This is a genomic window from Adlercreutzia sp. ZJ304 (genome assembly GCF_011039075.1).
GTDB lineage: Bacteria > Actinomycetota > Coriobacteriia > Coriobacteriales > Eggerthellaceae > Adlercreutzia_A.
On the sequence record NZ_JAAKEG010000002.1, the window covers coordinates 47,900 to 64,521 of the forward strand.

8 protein-coding genes and 1 tRNA gene are annotated in these 16,622 nt (G+C 47.3%); 5 read left to right on the plus strand and 4 right to left on the minus strand.

Features of this window, described 5'->3' with window-relative positions:
• Positions 1–100: 100 nt before the first annotated feature.
• A complete protein-coding gene (locus G7Y46_RS01480) occupies positions 101–3,418 on the plus strand; it encodes an RICIN domain-containing protein (RefSeq protein WP_165251932.1) in 3,318 nt (1,105 codons plus the stop codon).
• A 452-nt stretch (positions 3,419–3,870) separates the two neighbouring features.
• On the opposite strand, the gene G7Y46_RS01485 is transcribed toward G7Y46_RS01480, so the two are convergent.
• The gene (locus G7Y46_RS01485; protein WP_165251934.1) at positions 3,871–5,430 is read right to left on the minus strand and encodes a HAMP domain-containing sensor histidine kinase; all 1,560 of its coding nucleotides are present in this window, start codon (positions 5,428–5,430) and stop codon (positions 3,871–3,873) included.
• A gap of 3 nt (positions 5,431–5,433) precedes the next feature.
• Positions 5,434–6,135 carry a response regulator transcription factor gene (locus G7Y46_RS01490; RefSeq protein WP_165251936.1) on the minus strand — a complete coding sequence of 234 codons (702 nt, stop codon included), beginning with the start codon at positions 6,133–6,135 and terminating at the stop codon, positions 5,434–5,436.
• A 567-nt stretch (positions 6,136–6,702) separates the two neighbouring features.
• Between G7Y46_RS01490 and G7Y46_RS01495 the strand changes: the two genes are divergently transcribed.
• Positions 6,703–9,510: an AMP-binding protein gene (locus G7Y46_RS01495; protein WP_165251938.1), complete on the plus strand. Its 2,808-nt coding sequence runs from the start codon at positions 6,703–6,705 to the stop codon at positions 9,508–9,510.
• A gap of 24 nt (positions 9,511–9,534) precedes the next feature.
• Positions 9,535–11,463, plus strand: a complete 1,929-nt coding sequence (locus G7Y46_RS01500; protein ID WP_165251940.1) for an MDR family MFS transporter — start codon at positions 9,535–9,537, stop codon at positions 11,461–11,463.
• Positions 11,464–11,487: 24 nt separating this feature from the next.
• Here G7Y46_RS01500 and G7Y46_RS01505 read toward each other — a convergent pair.
• Positions 11,488–11,571, minus strand: a tRNA-Leu gene (locus G7Y46_RS01505).
• A 140-nt stretch (positions 11,572–11,711) separates the two neighbouring features.
• Here G7Y46_RS01505 and G7Y46_RS01510 point away from each other — a divergent pair.
• The gene (locus G7Y46_RS01510) at positions 11,712–12,425 is read left to right on the plus strand and encodes a LytTR family DNA-binding domain-containing protein (RefSeq protein ID WP_165063070.1); all 714 of its coding nucleotides are present in this window, start codon (positions 11,712–11,714) and stop codon (positions 12,423–12,425) included.
• Between the two features lie 78 nt (positions 12,426–12,503).
• On the opposite strand, the gene G7Y46_RS01515 is transcribed toward G7Y46_RS01510, so the two are convergent.
• Complete coding sequence (locus tag G7Y46_RS01515; protein WP_241157004.1) at positions 12,504–13,841, minus strand: hemolysin family protein; 1,338 nt, start codon at positions 13,839–13,841, stop codon at positions 12,504–12,506.
• Between the two features lie 1,003 nt (positions 13,842–14,844).
• Here G7Y46_RS01515 and G7Y46_RS01520 point away from each other — a divergent pair.
• Entirely contained in the window at positions 14,845–16,239 is a 1,395-nt protein-coding gene (locus tag G7Y46_RS01520; protein WP_165251942.1) for an ATP-binding protein, read from the plus strand.
• Positions 16,240–16,622 lie beyond the last annotated feature (383 nt).

Genomic DNA, 16,622 nt, shown 5'->3' on the forward strand with positions numbered 1-16,622 from the left:
TTGTGTTTTCGCATTTCGGATGCGCTTTTTTTGTTACCATAGTGACACTTGTCAACTAATGTAAAACTTAGTGTGCATTAGGTTTTGCTGGAGGGGGTTTATGAAGTATCCGAAACATTCTGATACCGCAATACGCGAAGTAACGGTTTGGCAAAAGGGAATAGCAATCTTCTTAGGTCTAGCTTTAGTTTGCAGCATGGTTCCTGTGTTGTCCAATACAGATGCTTTTGCTGGCAACACTGTTGTGGCAGACAATACCGCCTCAACCGGCTCTACCGACGGCGAACTTCTTGTGGTCTACGAAAATGAAGCTTTAGAGATTGATGAAGATGCCACACCAGAGCAGCCCGAAGCGAAAGATACGCTGGAAAACGCTGGTGTTAAAGAGCAGTCTGAAGTTATAGATGCTGCCGGAACCAAAGGTGCAGTTTCTGTTGTTTCGCTTTCAGACAATACAGATACTGCCGAAGCTCTCGAACAAATTCAAAATCTTCCGGGCGTTGAAAGCGTCCAGCCAAATTATGAATATTCGCTACTAACCACCACATCTGATCCGTACAACACGGAAGACCGTTCAGCAGCACAAAATCAGTACTATTTGTATGAAAGCGCTGTAGCTGATGCTTGGGATTATGCTAAAGCCGATGCCGACGTTACTGTTGCTGTGTTGGATACTGGTTGCAATCTAAAACACGAAGACCTTGCGGGTACCGTGAACGCGAATTTAGCTTACGACGTAACCACAGATTCTCCCCTTGCAAGTAGCGGTGTAGCTAATAATGGTGACGCAATGGGTCATGGCACGCTAGTTACAGGCGTACTTGCTGCACAAGCAAACAATGCGCGTGGTATTGCTGGTGCTTCGTACAATGCCAGCGTACTTCCCATCAAAGTGTTTGATGAAAACCAAATTTGCACTACAGCTGACATAATAGCCGCATACGGATACTTAAAAGAGCTAATAGAATCTGGAAAAGTTAGTAATTTAAAGGCAATTAATATTAGCTTAGGATATTATGCTTCCGGCGCTAACGATACAGACGAAGCTTTGCATGCAGCTATTGTCGACCTGCAAAGCAATTACGGAGTGCTTACTGTTGCGGCTGGCGGCAATGGTGACTCTTCAGGCAAAGCGCGTACTGGTGCACTCTATCCATCCGACTTCTCTGAAGTGCTATCTGTAACAGCGCTAGATAAAGATGGCAAAGCAGCTTCTTTCGCCGATCAAAATGCTAACAAAGACATAAGCGCTCCCGGTGTGGACATTCTTTCTACGACTAATACTGGCGGTTATGCTAAATCCACTGGAAGCTCTATGGCGGCTCCTATTGTTACGGGCACTGCCGCATTGCTTTGGGCGGTCGATCCATCGCTTTCATGCAGTCAAGTAACATATGCATTAAAAGGAACAACCAGCGAAGTTTCGTCCGATTTAGAATTTGGCAACGGAAATAGTGGAGCATTAAATGCTCTAGCCGCATTGGATAGCGTTGTCGAGGAAGATCTTATTGTTTCCGATAGCGCTGCAGAATCTGAAGCACCTGAAGCACCAGAAGAGCCTGCTGAAAATGACGGTAGTGCCGAACTTGCTCCTGATGCAGATAAAAATGCTGTAATGGGGTCTAGCCAGCAAAAACCTAGCGAACAAGAATTTGCACCTGAAGTTTTAGATGCAACAGAGCTAGAAACTCTAAACAGCGATGAATCTAAAGAAAACAGTTGGCGCTTTGATGACGGTGAATTGTTGCCGCCCGAAAATATGACTACCGATAATGATGCCAATTTAAGCACATTCAGCATTGTTAACAATGGCGGTCATAACATGTTCAATTGGTTCGACTCTGTGGGAGGAAAATGTCCCAGCAATGGGGCTTCGAAAGGTATAGATGTTAGCTACCATAACGGAGTTATCAATTGGACGGCTGTTAAAAATTCAGGCGTGAATTTTGCCATTATTCGTTGCGGGTATGGGCAAAACTTTGTATCGCAAGATGATGATAGATGGAAACAAAACGTACAAGGATGCGTTAATGCAGGCATTCCGTTTGGAGTTTATCTCTATTCTTACGCCGACAACACAGCCAAGGCTAAAAGCGAAGCAGAACATGTAGCTCGTTGCTTAAAAGAAGTAAATACAGGCTCTTATTTCCAACTGCCAATCTTCTACGATATGGAAGATTCAACTACTGCAAATAGCAATCTTTCGGCTATAGCGAGCACTTTCTTTAGCACTTTAAAAGGGAAGGGCTACACCAATCTTGGCGTATATGCGAATAAAACATGGTGGGAAAGCAAGTTAACGTCTAGTACTTTTAATGGAATAAAGCGCTGGGTAGCTCAGTACAATACATGGGGAAATGATTATAGTAAATTTGATATAAATAATGATATTTGGCAGTTTACTAGCGCTGGATCTGTTCCGGGCATCTCCGGCAAAACAGACTTGAGTTATACCCACATGTCCGGTGTACCCAAAGCTAATGTAACTCCGGCTTCAAGCGCTGTTCTTCCAAATGGAACATATACTATTGTTAGCACTATTGCAGGAAGTAAGGTTCTTGATATTAATGGTGGTTCCAGCAGTAATGGAGCTAACGTTCAAATTTATTCTTCGAACAATACAAACGCCCAAAAATTTACACTAACGTACAGTGGGGGCTTTTACACAATAAAGAACGTTGGATCCGGCAAAGTGCTTGATGTGGCTGGAGGGTCTACTTATTGTGGCGCCAATGTTCAACAATATGCATCAAACAATACCGATGCACAGAAGTGGCGCATTGACAAGAATAGTAATGGAACATATACATTAGTAAGTAAATGTTCTGGAATGGTAATAGATATTGCGGGTGGCTCTAATAGTAATGGAGCTAATGTTCAGCAGTATTTTTCAAATGGTTCAAACGCTCAAAGATTCAAGTTTACAGCAACAACTGCTGCTGGTTCTGGGTCTGGATCTGGGTCTGGCAACCCGTCCAATACGCCTCCTGTTGAAAATGGCACTTACGTAATTGTAAGCGCCCTATCCTCCAGTAAAGTTATTGACATTTCTGGAGGCTCTAGAGCCAACTCTGCAAATGCACAGCTTTACCAAAGCAATGGTACCAACGCTCAGAAGTTCACGTTTACTTACTCAAATGGCTACTACACAATAAAGAATGTTGGTTCTGGCAAAGTGCTCGATGTTAGCGGAGCTGGTAAATTCAATGGTGCCAATGTTCAACAATATGCATCCAACAATACCGACGCACAGAAGTGGCATATTGATAAGAATAGTGATGGAACTTACACATTAGTTTGCAAATGCTCTGGCAAGGTGCTAGATATAGCTGGTGCAGGCACTGCCAATGGAACCAATGCTCAGCAGTATTCATCAAACGGAACTAAAGCCCAGAAGTTCACACTTAAACGTGTATAACACTTGGCAAGTCCAACTAAGAAAACCGTCGAAAGGGGCTATAACGGAAGTCCCATCAATAAGAAACCTGCCACAATATGTGGTGGGTTTCTTGCATTTCATTTCAATATATAGCGGTTCAAGATAACCATTCAAGACTTTTGTTACAGCCCCTTTCCTTTTATAAGGCTTAGCGCAAACTGATGACGCGCAGCTCGTAAAACATAGCGTGGCGAAGGCGATACAGCTAGTTATGTGCTGCCTTCGTCACTTTTTCGCGAAGACGTGGTCAAAACTTCCGACTTTCCATGGTCATGGCACCGCACAGCTAACTTGAATTGTGGAGAACACTGGGCAAACAGGGTTCTCCAATTCTATTTTGATTTGTAATTGGCGTAATTTGGCATTATAGACTGTGGAAAGTCGGAAGTTTTGACCATTTTTCTGAAATAAAAAGGATATTTGCAGAAAATTTAGTCTACCAACGGCAGCTTTACGATGAAAGCGGTGCCGCTGCTGCCCTCAGAGCTTTCTACTGTAATATCGCCACCGTGTTCGTGTGCAATTTCTTGCGCTATGGCAAGCCCCAGCCCGTAACCGCCTTTGCCCGACGTGCGGGCTTTGTCGGCACGATAGAAGCGGTCAAATACGTGGGGCAAATCTTCGCTAGGGATAGGTGCTCCGGTGTTGCGAACTGTTAGTTTTGCATCTTTACCGCGCGCAGTAGACAGAGTTACGTTTACGCTGCCGTTTTCGTTGGCGTATTTGCATGCGTTATCTATAAGCGTAGACACCATGCGCTGCAGTCTTGCCGGGTTGCCCAACACGTGCGTATTGGGTGCAAGTTCGCTTTCCAAAACAACACCGCGTTCAAACGCAACAGATTCAAATTGCAGCACTTCGGTTTCTACCAAATCGGTTAAATCGGTAGGAACATGAGGCATTTCGGCGCGCGTGGCATTTTCGGGGCGTGCTAAATCTAGCATGTCGTTCACCAGCTGCTGCATGCGTTTCGCTTCGGTTTGCGTGCTTTCTATCCATTGTGACTGCTCCGCTGCCGTGGCATCTGGCTGCGATTTCACAATAGCCATATTCGCCAAAATGACTGTAAGGGGCGTTTTTAATTCGTGCGATGCGTCTGCCACAAATTGTGTCTGCTGATCCCATGCCTTTTGTGCCGGACGCAGCGCCCACCACGAAAAGAAAATGTTTATTACCAGAAATGCCAGCAAAACAGCTACGCCCACACCTACAAGCGTCCATGCAAGCGATTTCCACGTGTCTACGTTGCTTTCGTCGGCGTATGCGATAAGCGTGCCGTTCGATGTTTCGCGGCGCTCGAAATAAAGACCCACATCTTCTAAAAGACCGCTATTTTCCGGATAAGCTAATGCCTCGGCGTTAGCTTGTAGAAGCAGCGAATGCGAAATTGATGCGCTGGCGTAATCTCCGAGGGCTGTATATACGCCGTCTGATTTCACTAGGTACACAGCTATAGGGATTATCATTTCGTCGCGCGTGCCTATTTCGGGCATTGATATTTGCGATTGGGAATTTTCGCCAATAGTTGTGTTGGGCTGATTTTGCTGAGTTTGCTGATCTTGAGCGCTTCCGGCTGCAGATGCGGCTGCAGATGCAGACGTAGATTCAGGCGCGGGCTCTTGTTGTTGGGCATCGGGCACATATGCAGTTTCTGTTTGATTTTCCGGCTGCGCTTCTGCAGAATTTGCGTTCGCCACTTCGCTGGAAGCTGCATTTTCCGCGTTCGCTGTGTCTGCTAAGTTTTCATCTGCGGCTGCAATCGCATCTGCACCGTTAGCGTCCGACTCGCTTTTGCGCAGCGGAAACAGCTGCTCAATCTGACTGGCTGTAGGGCTTTGCGCCTGATTCAGCGTGAATGTGAGCTCTTCGTATAAATCGTGCACGCGCGACTGGTAGTCGATATAGCAAATAGCACCAAACGCCGCCGTAAGCACCACGGCGGCAAGCACCATGTTCAAAAATATGAAGCGAAGACGTAGCCGTTTAAGCATAAGCTATGCCACATCGACATTGGCACCTTCAGCGGGTGCCACCACAAAGCGATAGCCGGCTTTGCGAATAGTTTCAATTTTGCATTGCGAGCCCACATGTGCAATTTTCTTCCGCAAAAACGATATATATGCCTCAACATTATTATCGCCAGCGCTAGAAGTTACGCCCCATGCTTTATCTATTAGCGTGTCTTTTGAAATGACAGCACCCGGGCTGCTCATAAGTATTTTCAAAATGCTAAATTCTTTGAAGCTAAGTCGGATGGATTTTCCGCGGCACGACAAGTCGTAGCTTTCCAGCGAAAGCTGCAAATCACCGCAGTTCAGAAGCTCAAATTGCACTTCGCCCTGCCTGCGGGTAAGTGCGCGAAGGTGCGCCATAAGTTCAGCCGGGCTGAAAGGCTTAGTCATGTAATCGTCTGCGCCGGAATCGAGTCCTGCTATTTTATCGGCAGTAGAATCGCGGGCGGTAAGCAAAATAATAGGCGTGTTTATCTGCTGACGGCGCAATTCAGACGTTACGGTAAAGCCGTCCATTTTCGGCAACATAACGTCAAGTATAACTACGTCGTAGCCGCCTGCTAGCGCATAGTTAAGCCCCGATTCTCCATCGTGCACTTTGTCTACGTCGTAGCCGTTATCTTTCAGTATCTTCTCAAGCGCTGCGGCCAGCGATTCGTCGTCTTCAACAATTAAAACGTGCATAATACCTGCTTTCAGTGTTTTGTTAATTCTATACCGCACACAGTTCAGAAACCTTAAAAGTTCCTTAAAGCTTATGTATTGTTTAAGGAACTTTTAAGGATTAGCGCGTAGTATTCCAAATGGTGTTTCCCAGCACCAGCGTGATGCGCAGTATGGCACATACACCCACGCCCTTGGGTTCATGCGCATCACGCTCCCTTTACATAAAAGCTTTTCCTCCTTGCTTTGTTTAATTGAAAGATGTCGCGACCTCCTTCGCGGCATCTTTAGTGTATGTAGTGGTTCTCGCAGAAAAAATCACAAGATAATGTATATTCTCGTTCAAAATCTTTGCATGTATTGTTACTATAGAAAAGGTCGCGGGCAAACACCGTATCAAACATTCTAGGCCCGCAGCTTTTTTCAAATTCGCATATTTACAGTAGAGGTTTTCCTAATAGCCAGTTCAGCTGCAAGGTGGCTAATGCGCGGTGGTTGCTCAAATAGCTTAGAAGCGCAAAGCGGCGCGTCCGCTAAAAAGAGTGTTGCTAGGTGCGTCTCAATTAAGAAGCGCGGTGCAGCTGCTAGATGATAGATGTTTTTGAAAGCAGCGTTCGCATTAATCCTGAAAGCGTTTTCTTCACATTCATAGACGAAGAGAATGTCGAAACGGCATTCACATATCGCTTTACGCGCTTAGTGGCGGCAGCGCTGGCTAGGCGTTTGCAGTATTTGGGCGTGCGCGCGGGCGAAGTTGTGGCGGTCGATTTGCCCAATAGCCCCGAATTCGTCTTTTTTGCGTTGGCGTGCGCCTATGGCGGCTTTACGCTAATGCCCCTTAACCACCAAGCTTCTTCTAGCGAAAAACTAAGCCGCATTATGGAAGCGCAGCGAGGCGGCTTGCGCGTAGCGTGCCAAATAGACACAGAGCGCGCTAGACAGCTTGTAGGGCGTGCTCGGCAGGCTTTTGCTGACGAATGCGACGTAATAGCTAGCATTGTTGGCAACTTGCGCCGAGAACGCGCCATTATGGGTGCGAGGCAAGATCTTGTGCACGATACGGTACATTTTGCAGAGCGTGCCGCGCATCTGTTTAGCGGCAATACTCGTGAAGGCATAATAGTTACAGCTGGTGTAAAAAGTCGGGCAAAATTAGTGATGCTTTCGTGGGTGAAGCTGGCTGCTGCGTCTCGGGCGCTAAGTCGTGCGCTTGAAAACGATATGGCGGCATGGCAAGACAGGGCAACACAGGGCTCTTTAACTGCAATAGGCGGCAGCGCTCAGTTATGGCAGCTTTGCACTCCAATGTATAACATTGACGGCTTCCAGACCTTAGTGCGCGCGGTGTACAGCATGTGCCCTCTGCGAATTTATGCGCATTTCGACCCAGAGCAGATACTCTACGATGTTCATACAAGCGGCGCTACGCACATTTGCGTATACGATCAAATGCTTCAAGATTTACTCACAGTTGAAGAATGGCGTTTGGAATTAGACTCTTCGGTGAAAAGCCGTCTGTCTGCATACCGATGCGTGCTGCTGGCAAATCGGACAGTTAACCCGCATACAATAGAGCGCAGTTGTGAAGTAAATGCACGCATATTCGTTAGTTACGGCATGGCGGAAACAGCGGGATCTATTGCTTGCGCCTGCGCTACATCAGATTTTCGCGGGGCGCTGCGGCTGCTTGATGGCTACGACGTTCGCATAATAGACGAGCAGCCTACAGGTTTTGGCAGCCTTGCGGTGCGTGGTCATGGCGTTTTCAATGGTTACATAGGCGCAAACACCGCTTTTACGGCAGATAGGTATTTCATAACGGGCGATATAGCCGCTTTTTCTGAAGGTTGCATTTATGTGAAAAACCGCAGCATGAGCATATTTATGAACGGTGGTGCCAGCATATATCCGGCTGAAATTGCCGAAGTGCTATTGCATGTTCCGGGCGTAACAGCTGCGCATGTGTTTGCCGTAGAGGCGCAAGGCGCCGATTATGTGCCAGTTGCGGTTGTGGAATGCCCCGACAATAGCTGTTCGCTCGATTTTATACGAAACACAATGTCTCCTTGGCTTTCCCCGCAAAGCATTCCGCAAGAAATGCTGATAGTGCATAACATGCCGCGCAAATCGGACGGGCGAATAGACAGGCAGGCTGCCGAAGCTGCGTTTAATTCCAGATTGCAGGTGTGCGAAATTCATATGCACCACGTGCGCATAGAAATGACGCAGCCCATATCGCGCCACCGTTTTCGCGAAGCTGTAATTATAGAAGTGGTGGATAGCTGCGGTAGGCGTGGCTTAGGGGAATGTCCGTCGCTTGCCGTGGAATGGGTGGGGCGCAAATCGCTTGCTGAAGATACGAAGGCTATCAGAGATGTTTTGGCACCATGTTTACTGGAAAATACATTCAGCCACCCGCGCGAAGCGTATGCAGCTATGGCGGCTTTGCCCGGCGCGCGCAACGCGCCTATGGCGCTAAACGCACTGGAAAACGCAATGTGGGATTTGTATGGGCATGTAACAAAGCAGCCTTTGTGGCAGCTTATTAATAAGGAATACGCCCGTATATGGGAAAGTTTTGGCACGTTAGCGCAACTGTCAAGTTTTCCGCGCGTTGCCGAGGTGCAAGGTTCGCAGGTTATGGTAAGCGCAGGCGCGGTTATAGAAACTGCGCCTACTCCAGTTGTTATGCAGAACGCTACACAGGCGGTGCGTGCAGGTTACAAGCGCCTTAAAATAAAGATATCGCCTGATGGCGGGCTGGCATCAGTGCATGCTGTACGGCGGGCATTTCCCGATATGCTTATAACGCTAGATGCAAATCGTAGCTTTCGCAACGATCAAGTGAAAGAGCTGCACCAGTTAGATAGCTTGAATATCGGCTGGATAGAAGAGCCGTTCGATGTTAGTGGTGCTTCCACGAAGCTAAGGCGCGATCATTTGGCGAATTTAGCATTTATGCAGTCAAAGTTGGATACGCCTCTTTGCGTTGACGAAGCTTATTCCGATGCAAAACAGGCGAATCGCATCTTGCAATTCCCCGACATTCGATGCATCGCTATAAAAGTGGCAAAATTTGGTGGCATAACGCCGGCGTTGGCATTTATAGCGCATGCCAAATCTAAAGGGTGCGTGGTTTGGATGGGCGGCATGCACGACACCGGCATAATGCGCCGTGTTAGCGCTGCTTTTGAGACGCTGCCCGATATGGTAATTCCGGGAGATATTGGCTCAACCTCGCGCTATTTAACATGCGATATAACCACGCCGCCTTACGCCGCCACGCGCGGGCTAGTGCTGTTGAATGGCGATGGTTTTGAATACGGCTTGGGTTGCACGCTTAATCGATCGGTGCTTAGCCAAGTGGAGGTTAACAGTATCGTCTTGCGTCTATAATAAGTATGCAAGAGGTGAATAAAGATGGGTCTTACAAGAAAACAATGGTTCATGCTTATAGCGCTTGTTGTGGGCACGTTCGTAACAGTGCTTAATCAGACGCTTATTACGCCAGCACTACCTTCAATAATGACAGAGATGGGAATAGATGCTCCTACGGGTCAGTGGCTAACTACAGGCTTTACGCTTGTGAATGCCATAATGATTCCAATAACGGCTTATTTGCAAGATCGTTTTTCGACACGGCGGCTGTTCCTCTTTTCTATGATTGTGTTTGCTGTTGGAACGGCGCTGTGTGGCTGGGCACCGAATTTTCCAGTGCTGTTGGGCGGGCGCTTGGTACAAGCTGCAGGCGCGGGCATTCTAATGCCGCTATCTATGACGGTGCTGCTAGTTACGTTTCCCATAGAGCGCCGCGGCAGCGCTATGGGCATATTCGGATTGGTTATTGCGTTTGCCCCAGCCATTGGTCCAACAGTTGCCGGCATTGTAATCGATATAGCCGATTGGCACATTATGTTTGTCGGCATATTGGTTTTGGTGATGTTGGTAATCGTAGCGTCAATTTTCCTTATGGAGGGTCGTCCGCCTGCCAATAAAGGCGATTCTGCGCTTGATCCTTTGTCGCTTATTCTTTCTACGGCGGGCTTTGGCGGTCTGTTATATGGATTCAGTGTATTTGGCTCCAGCGGGCTAAACGCCATATCGGTTGCTATAACTGCGGTGGGAATAATATGCGTAGTGTGGTTCTTCGTTCGGCAGACGAAACTTGATGTGCCTATGCTGCGCGTGAAAGTACTGGCTAATCGGAAGTTTCTTATAGCAACCATAATTGGAATGTTGGTGCAAGGTTCGCTTTTAGCTGCGGGCATTCTGATGCCAATTTATGTGCAAACGCTTATGGGATATTCAGCCACTATGTCTGGTTTGGTGCTAATGCCAGGCGCTATTCTAATGGGCATAATGAATCCCGTTGCGGGCAAACTGTTCGACAAGCACGGACCGCGCATGTTGGGCATTGTGGGAATGGTGCTGCTGTTCATAACCACTATAGGCTTTGGGTTGCTTACGCTTGAGAGCAGCCTTGTTTACATAACATTGCTATATATGGTCCGCATGGTAAGTATGGCGCTAGTGAACATGCCCATAACTACATGGGGAATGAATGCGCTAGACACTAGGTATATAAATCATGGTACAAGTGTGAATAACACGTTGCGCCAAGTGGCTGGCTCTATCGGTACCGCAATGGTAATTTCTGTGTCGGCAATGGTTACTAATGCTTCGCAATCTGCGGTTGGCAGTACGCAAGCTAACATGTATGGCATCAACATTGCTTTTATGGCGTGCGCATTGCTTGTGCTTATAGGGCTTGTACTTACTGTAATTTTTGTAAAAGGGAAGCCCGGCGAAACTGCTCCGGTCGGTGTTGAAGACGAGGAAAAGGCGGCGACTTCTCAAAAGGGCACGGCAGTTTTGCGCGACCTAATGAAGCGCGATGTGTTCACACTTCCGTCTAATGCCACCGTGCAGCAGGCTGTGCAGCTGTTTATAGACAAGGGGATAAGCGCGTGCCCAATCATTGACGAAAACGGTCAGGCAGCAGGGTTTATATCCGATGGCGACATACTCAAACAGCTTTCGCGGCGCAGCGGCAGCTATATCGATCCAATTGTGCTGATAGCAATGTCGGCAACCGACGAGTCTACATACAGCGACAAACTGCAAAAAGTGATGCAGCTGCCGGTTAGTGCCGTGGGCGTGCGCGAATCTATAAGCGTGAATGTGCATGCCGACCTTGAAGAAGTTTGTCGCGTGTTATCGCAAAATCATTTGAAAAAAGTGCCGGTTTTAGAAGACGGGCACATAGTTGGCATTATCAACAGAAGCGACATAACGCGCTATTCAATGGAAGAATACGTCCGGTCGGTTTTACCTAGTGAAGAGCAGTGAAATGTTTGATTACGGTTGAGAAAATGGTGCCCGGGGTGGGAGTCGAACCCACACACCCGAAGGTAGAGGTTTTTGAGACCTCCGCGTCTGCCATTCCGCCACCCGGGCCCAACAAATAAGAATCAGCCTTGTAAGCTGAACACTTATCGAGTATAGCGTAAAAGTGTCACGTTTTCTCGGTGAACGGTCTGTTTGTGCATTATAATAGTGTAACTGTCAAAACGAAAGACGTTAGTGGGAGTAACCAAGTGTTGAAAGCAATCATCGTAGATGACGAAGCGCCTGCGCGTTCTGAACTTAATTTTTTACTTGAGGAAGTAGGCGGTGTAGAAGTAGTTGCCGAAGCGGCTGGTGTGCGTGAGGCTATAGAAAAGCTAAAAGAGTATCCATGTGATGTCATGTTTCTTGATGTGAACATGCCTGAGGCTACAGGTCTTCAGTTGGCGGAAGCTCTCAAGCATTTAAAGTTCCCCCCAGCAGTTGTGTTTGTTACTGCTTACAGCGAACATGCGCTTGATGCATTCCAAGTGCATGCTATCGATTATCTGGTGAAGCCGGTTGAAACCGAGCGTTTAGCGCAGGCTATAGCTCGCGTTCGTGAGCAGGTTGCGCTGCATGTACAGGCGCAAAAGAGCGAACGCATTCCGGTTGAAAAGGGCGGCAAGAAAATTCTTATCGGTATCGACAAGATTCGTTTCGTTATGGCGCGTGACGATTATGCGTATTTACAGACCGACACAGACCGTTACTTCAGCACGGTAAGTTTGGCGCAGCTTGAAAAGCGGCTAGATGGTCATGGGTTCTTCCGTGTACACAGGGGTTATTTGGTTAACCTAGCCATGGTGGAAGAAATTGAGTCGGTTTCTGGCGGCACGCTGCTGCTTATGCTGAATGGTGTTGACGAGAAAATTCCCGTTAGCCGTCGTCGCGTAAGCAATTTGAAGAAAGCGCTCGGAATTTAGGCAAGTTGCGCGTTTGCATCTTTGCGTCAAACGTTGCTAGGAAATTTTGTTACTTATCGAGCGATTAGCCCATTAAGATTAATCGCTCGATTTTTCAGTGCGCTCTATTTTTGCTTCCACTTTATCTACACGGAAGCGATCCATTGTCTGCACAGTTAATGGCACTACGATAGATTCTGTGGCTGTTTCGTGCTCTAGTACAATTTTGTCGCCTTCTTCGGGAATACGATCTAGCATGTTGGCTATTAGTCCGCCTAGAGTTTCCACGTCGTCGGCTTCGGGCGGCTCAAAGCATATTATGTCTTCAAGCTGATCTATCGACATGCCACCGTCAATAACTAGCGTGCCGTCGTTTAGTTTCATAATGTCTTCGCAGTCGTGGCGATACTCATCATCTATGCGACCAACTATTTGCTCCATAACATCGGACAGCGTTACTATGCCAGCGGTTCCGCCGTGCTCATCTACCACCAAACAAATTTCCGTGCGCCCTTCTTGTAGCGTGTCTATGAGGCGAGCAATAGACACGGTTTCGGGCACAGCTGGCATTTCGCGAATTTTCCATTCGCTCATAGGCGTGTTAGGTGCCAAACTGTATAAGTCTTTTATGTGTACAAAGCCTACAATGTGGTCTTTATTGCCACGGCATACGGGGTAGCGCGAATAGCTGTATTGGCGAATTACTGCCTCGTTGTCTTCCAGCGAATCGTCTATGTCGAGAAACACTACATCGGTGCGTGGAGTCATTATGGCTTCAGCATCTTTGTCGCCTAAATCTAGCACGTTGTCCACAAATTCGTTTTGCTCTGCGGCGATAAGACCGCTTTCTGTAGACTCATCAACCAAAATTTTAATTTCGTCGCCAGTGTATACTTCGTGTTCATTTGCAGGATCGTGTCCAAGTAGGCGCACAACACCGTTTGTTATGGTGTTGAAAAGCCACATAATCGGATAGGTTATGCGATAGAACCACATAAGCGGTGTAGCTGTTGCCAGCGCGTAGCGTTCTGTTGAAAAGATGGCAAGAGACTTCGGAATAAGTTCGCCAACAACTACATGCAGGGTAGTCATAATGAAATAACCTATAGCCACGGCGCAAATAGTTATAACGGCTTCAGGTGCGCCGAATAATTCAAACAGTGGTCGTATAAGTTCCGAAAAAGCAGGTTCGCCCAGCCAGCCAAGCGCAAGGGATGCCAACGTTATGCCAAGTTGGCAGGCTGACAAATAGGCATTAACATTATTGGCTATGGTTAAAGCGTTTGCGGCACCGCTTTTGCCGTCGGCGGCTGCCAGTTCTAACTGCGATTTGCGCACGCGCACTAATGCAAATTCTGCAACTACAAAAAAGGCATTCATAGCCAAAAAAACTACAACTAAAATTAGACTTATCGCAATATAAGTGCTTTCTGACAATTCTCTCTCCCAAATATATTTATGTATTGCTGCATATTATAGGATTATACGCAGCGTTCATCTTTGCAGAGGTATTTGTTACCGATTGATTGACCGCGCCCTAACTCCTACTTTGCGGCATATAGACAAAAAAAGTGTGTAAGGCTCAGTCCATCGCAAATGGGTAAGGAATGCTGTTGTGGAATTCTGACCAAACCAGACCGTGTGTTGCCTTCGTCACTTTTTAGGCGAAAAATGGTCAAAACTTCCGACTTTCCACAGTCTACAATGCCAAATTACGCCAATTACGAATCAAAATAGAATTGAAGAACCCTGTTTGCCCAGTGTTCTCCACAATTCAAGTTAGCTATGTGGCGCTATGACCATGGAAAGCTGGAAGTTTTGACCATTTTTCTAACTTTTTTGAACTAGTATGCGGATGAGTTGAATCGTAATCTAGTGTCAAGGTGTTGAGAGTTTACCCAAAAGCCATCCAACAAACACTTTAAGCTATCTTGTGGAGGTATCGTTTTTCCCAACACTAGAGCCTCCGCATAAGCTACATCTCCACCTTTGCTTTCCTGCTTTTGTAAATCCTTTTTTCTTCATCTTGCCGCCGCAGATTGCACATTTTCTAGTAAACACCGCTCACACCTGTTCATAACTGACTTTTTCTTGGAAAAAGCTCGCCTGAGCAGGCATGTCAAGTGAGAATCCTACACACTTATCAAGCCATTCCTGTGTCAAATGAAGCTCTCGAAATATGTTCCATTCAGCGGAATTGAGGATACAGCGATTCTGAATCGAGTCTATAAGATTGCTCTCAAATTAAATCTCCACATACATTATACGAGGGTTATCTTCTAAATGATCGCTCATGACATCCTGTTGCAAGTTCGGGGATTACCGTATCATATAGCTCTTCAAAAAAACCAGTCTTCCATCCTTCTCTAAGGCTTGTTAAGATGAACTCAAATATCATATTCTTATTCATCTAATTTTCGACCAGTTGTGAGGGAGCATCATGTTCGTAGGCAGGCAGCGAGAACTCACCATACTGGAAAAGTGCTTCTCGAAGCACGCATTCCAGATGATAGTGATGTATGGAAGGCGTCGTGTTGGCAAGACAACGCTTTTGAGCTATTTTGCGAAGGATAAGCCCACCCTGTTCTTTACAGCCCAAGAGCAAAGCGACAGCGACAATCTCAAGGATCTCGCAAGGCAGATCGCAGAGTGCTTCGGGTTGCCGCAGGGACTAACGTTCGAGAGTTGGGATGCAGTTTTCGACTATCTTGCAAATCTTGCAGCAGATGATCCATTTCTGTTCATCTTCGACGAATTCCCTTATGCGGCTCAAGCGAACCCAGCTCTTCCTTCAAAGCTGCAGATCGCAATCGACCATAAGCTGAAGAACACGAGGATGTGCCTTGTGCTTTGCGGTAGCAATCAGGGATTCATGGAGAGTAACGTTCTCGGCAAGAAGAGTCCACTGCATGGTCGCCGTACAGCGCAGATCAAAGTAGAGCCTTTCGGCTATAGAGATGCGGCCTGCATGCTCGGAAACGTATCTTCTGATGATGCTTTCCGCTATTACGCCTGCATTGGTGGCATCCCATATTACTTGGCGCAAGTGGATCGATCGTTGTCTTTCAATGAGAATATGCTCGAGCTGTTCTTCAGTCCAGAGGGCTTCTTGTTCGGAGAGCCGACGAGCCTGCTCCGTCAAGAGTTGAGGGAGCCTTCGCTCTACAACTCGATTCTCCGTGCGATCGCGCATGGCGCGAACAAGCAAAACGAGATCGCGAACAAGACGGGTATTGAGCGTAGTCATCTACCGAGATACCTTCGTGTGCTCATAGAGCTTGGGATTGTTGAGCGTGTCGTGCCTTTCGGGGAAGATGCGCAACGTAGTAGGAAGGGCATATATCGGCTTCGCGATGCCTGCTATGCGTTCTGGTATCGCTTCGTGTCCCCGGTCGTGGGCGACATCGAATCAGGTGCGGGAGAACTTGCCTTTCGAACGGTGACGCCAGAAACGCTCGGGGAGCATCTTGGTCATAGATTCGAGGGTGTTTGCCTAGAATGGCTTTTGGAAGAAGCGCTCGCTGATTCCCTGCCTGTGGACGCCACGACGGTTGGGATATGGTGGGGCACGGATCCTAATACGAGAAGCCAGACCGATATTGATGTTATCGCAGCTAACAGAACAAGTTGGCACGCCATCATCGGTGAGTGTAAGTACCGTAACTCCTTCAACGAGACGGAGGCCGTGGATTCGCTTCTTGGCAAAGCGCATCTATTGCAAGGCTTCGAGGTAGACGCCTACTATCTGTTCACGAAGAAGCCCGTCTCGGTGAGGAACGAAGAACAGAATGCGGAAGACGTGCGATTCATTTCGCTATCAGACTTATACGACTGAACAATCGTGTATGCGACGTATGCAAGGGCATCAATCCCAAGCATATAGGCAGAAAAGTGCGCCTAATTCTCACTTGACATGCCTGTTCAGGCAAGCTTTTTCTAAGAAAAAGTCAGTTATGAATAGGGGTGAGGTGTTTACTAGAAAATGTGCGATCTGCGGCGACAAGATGAAAAAAAGATTTACAAGCCGGAAAGCAGAGGTGGAGATGCACCTTATACGGAGGCTCTAGCGTTAGGAGAAACGATACCTCCGCAAGATGGCTTTTGGGTAAACTCTCAACCCCTTGACGCTAGATTACGATTCAACTCATCCGCATACTAGTTCAAAAAAGTTAGAAAAATGGTCAAAACTTCCAGCTTTCCATGGTCATAGCGCCACAT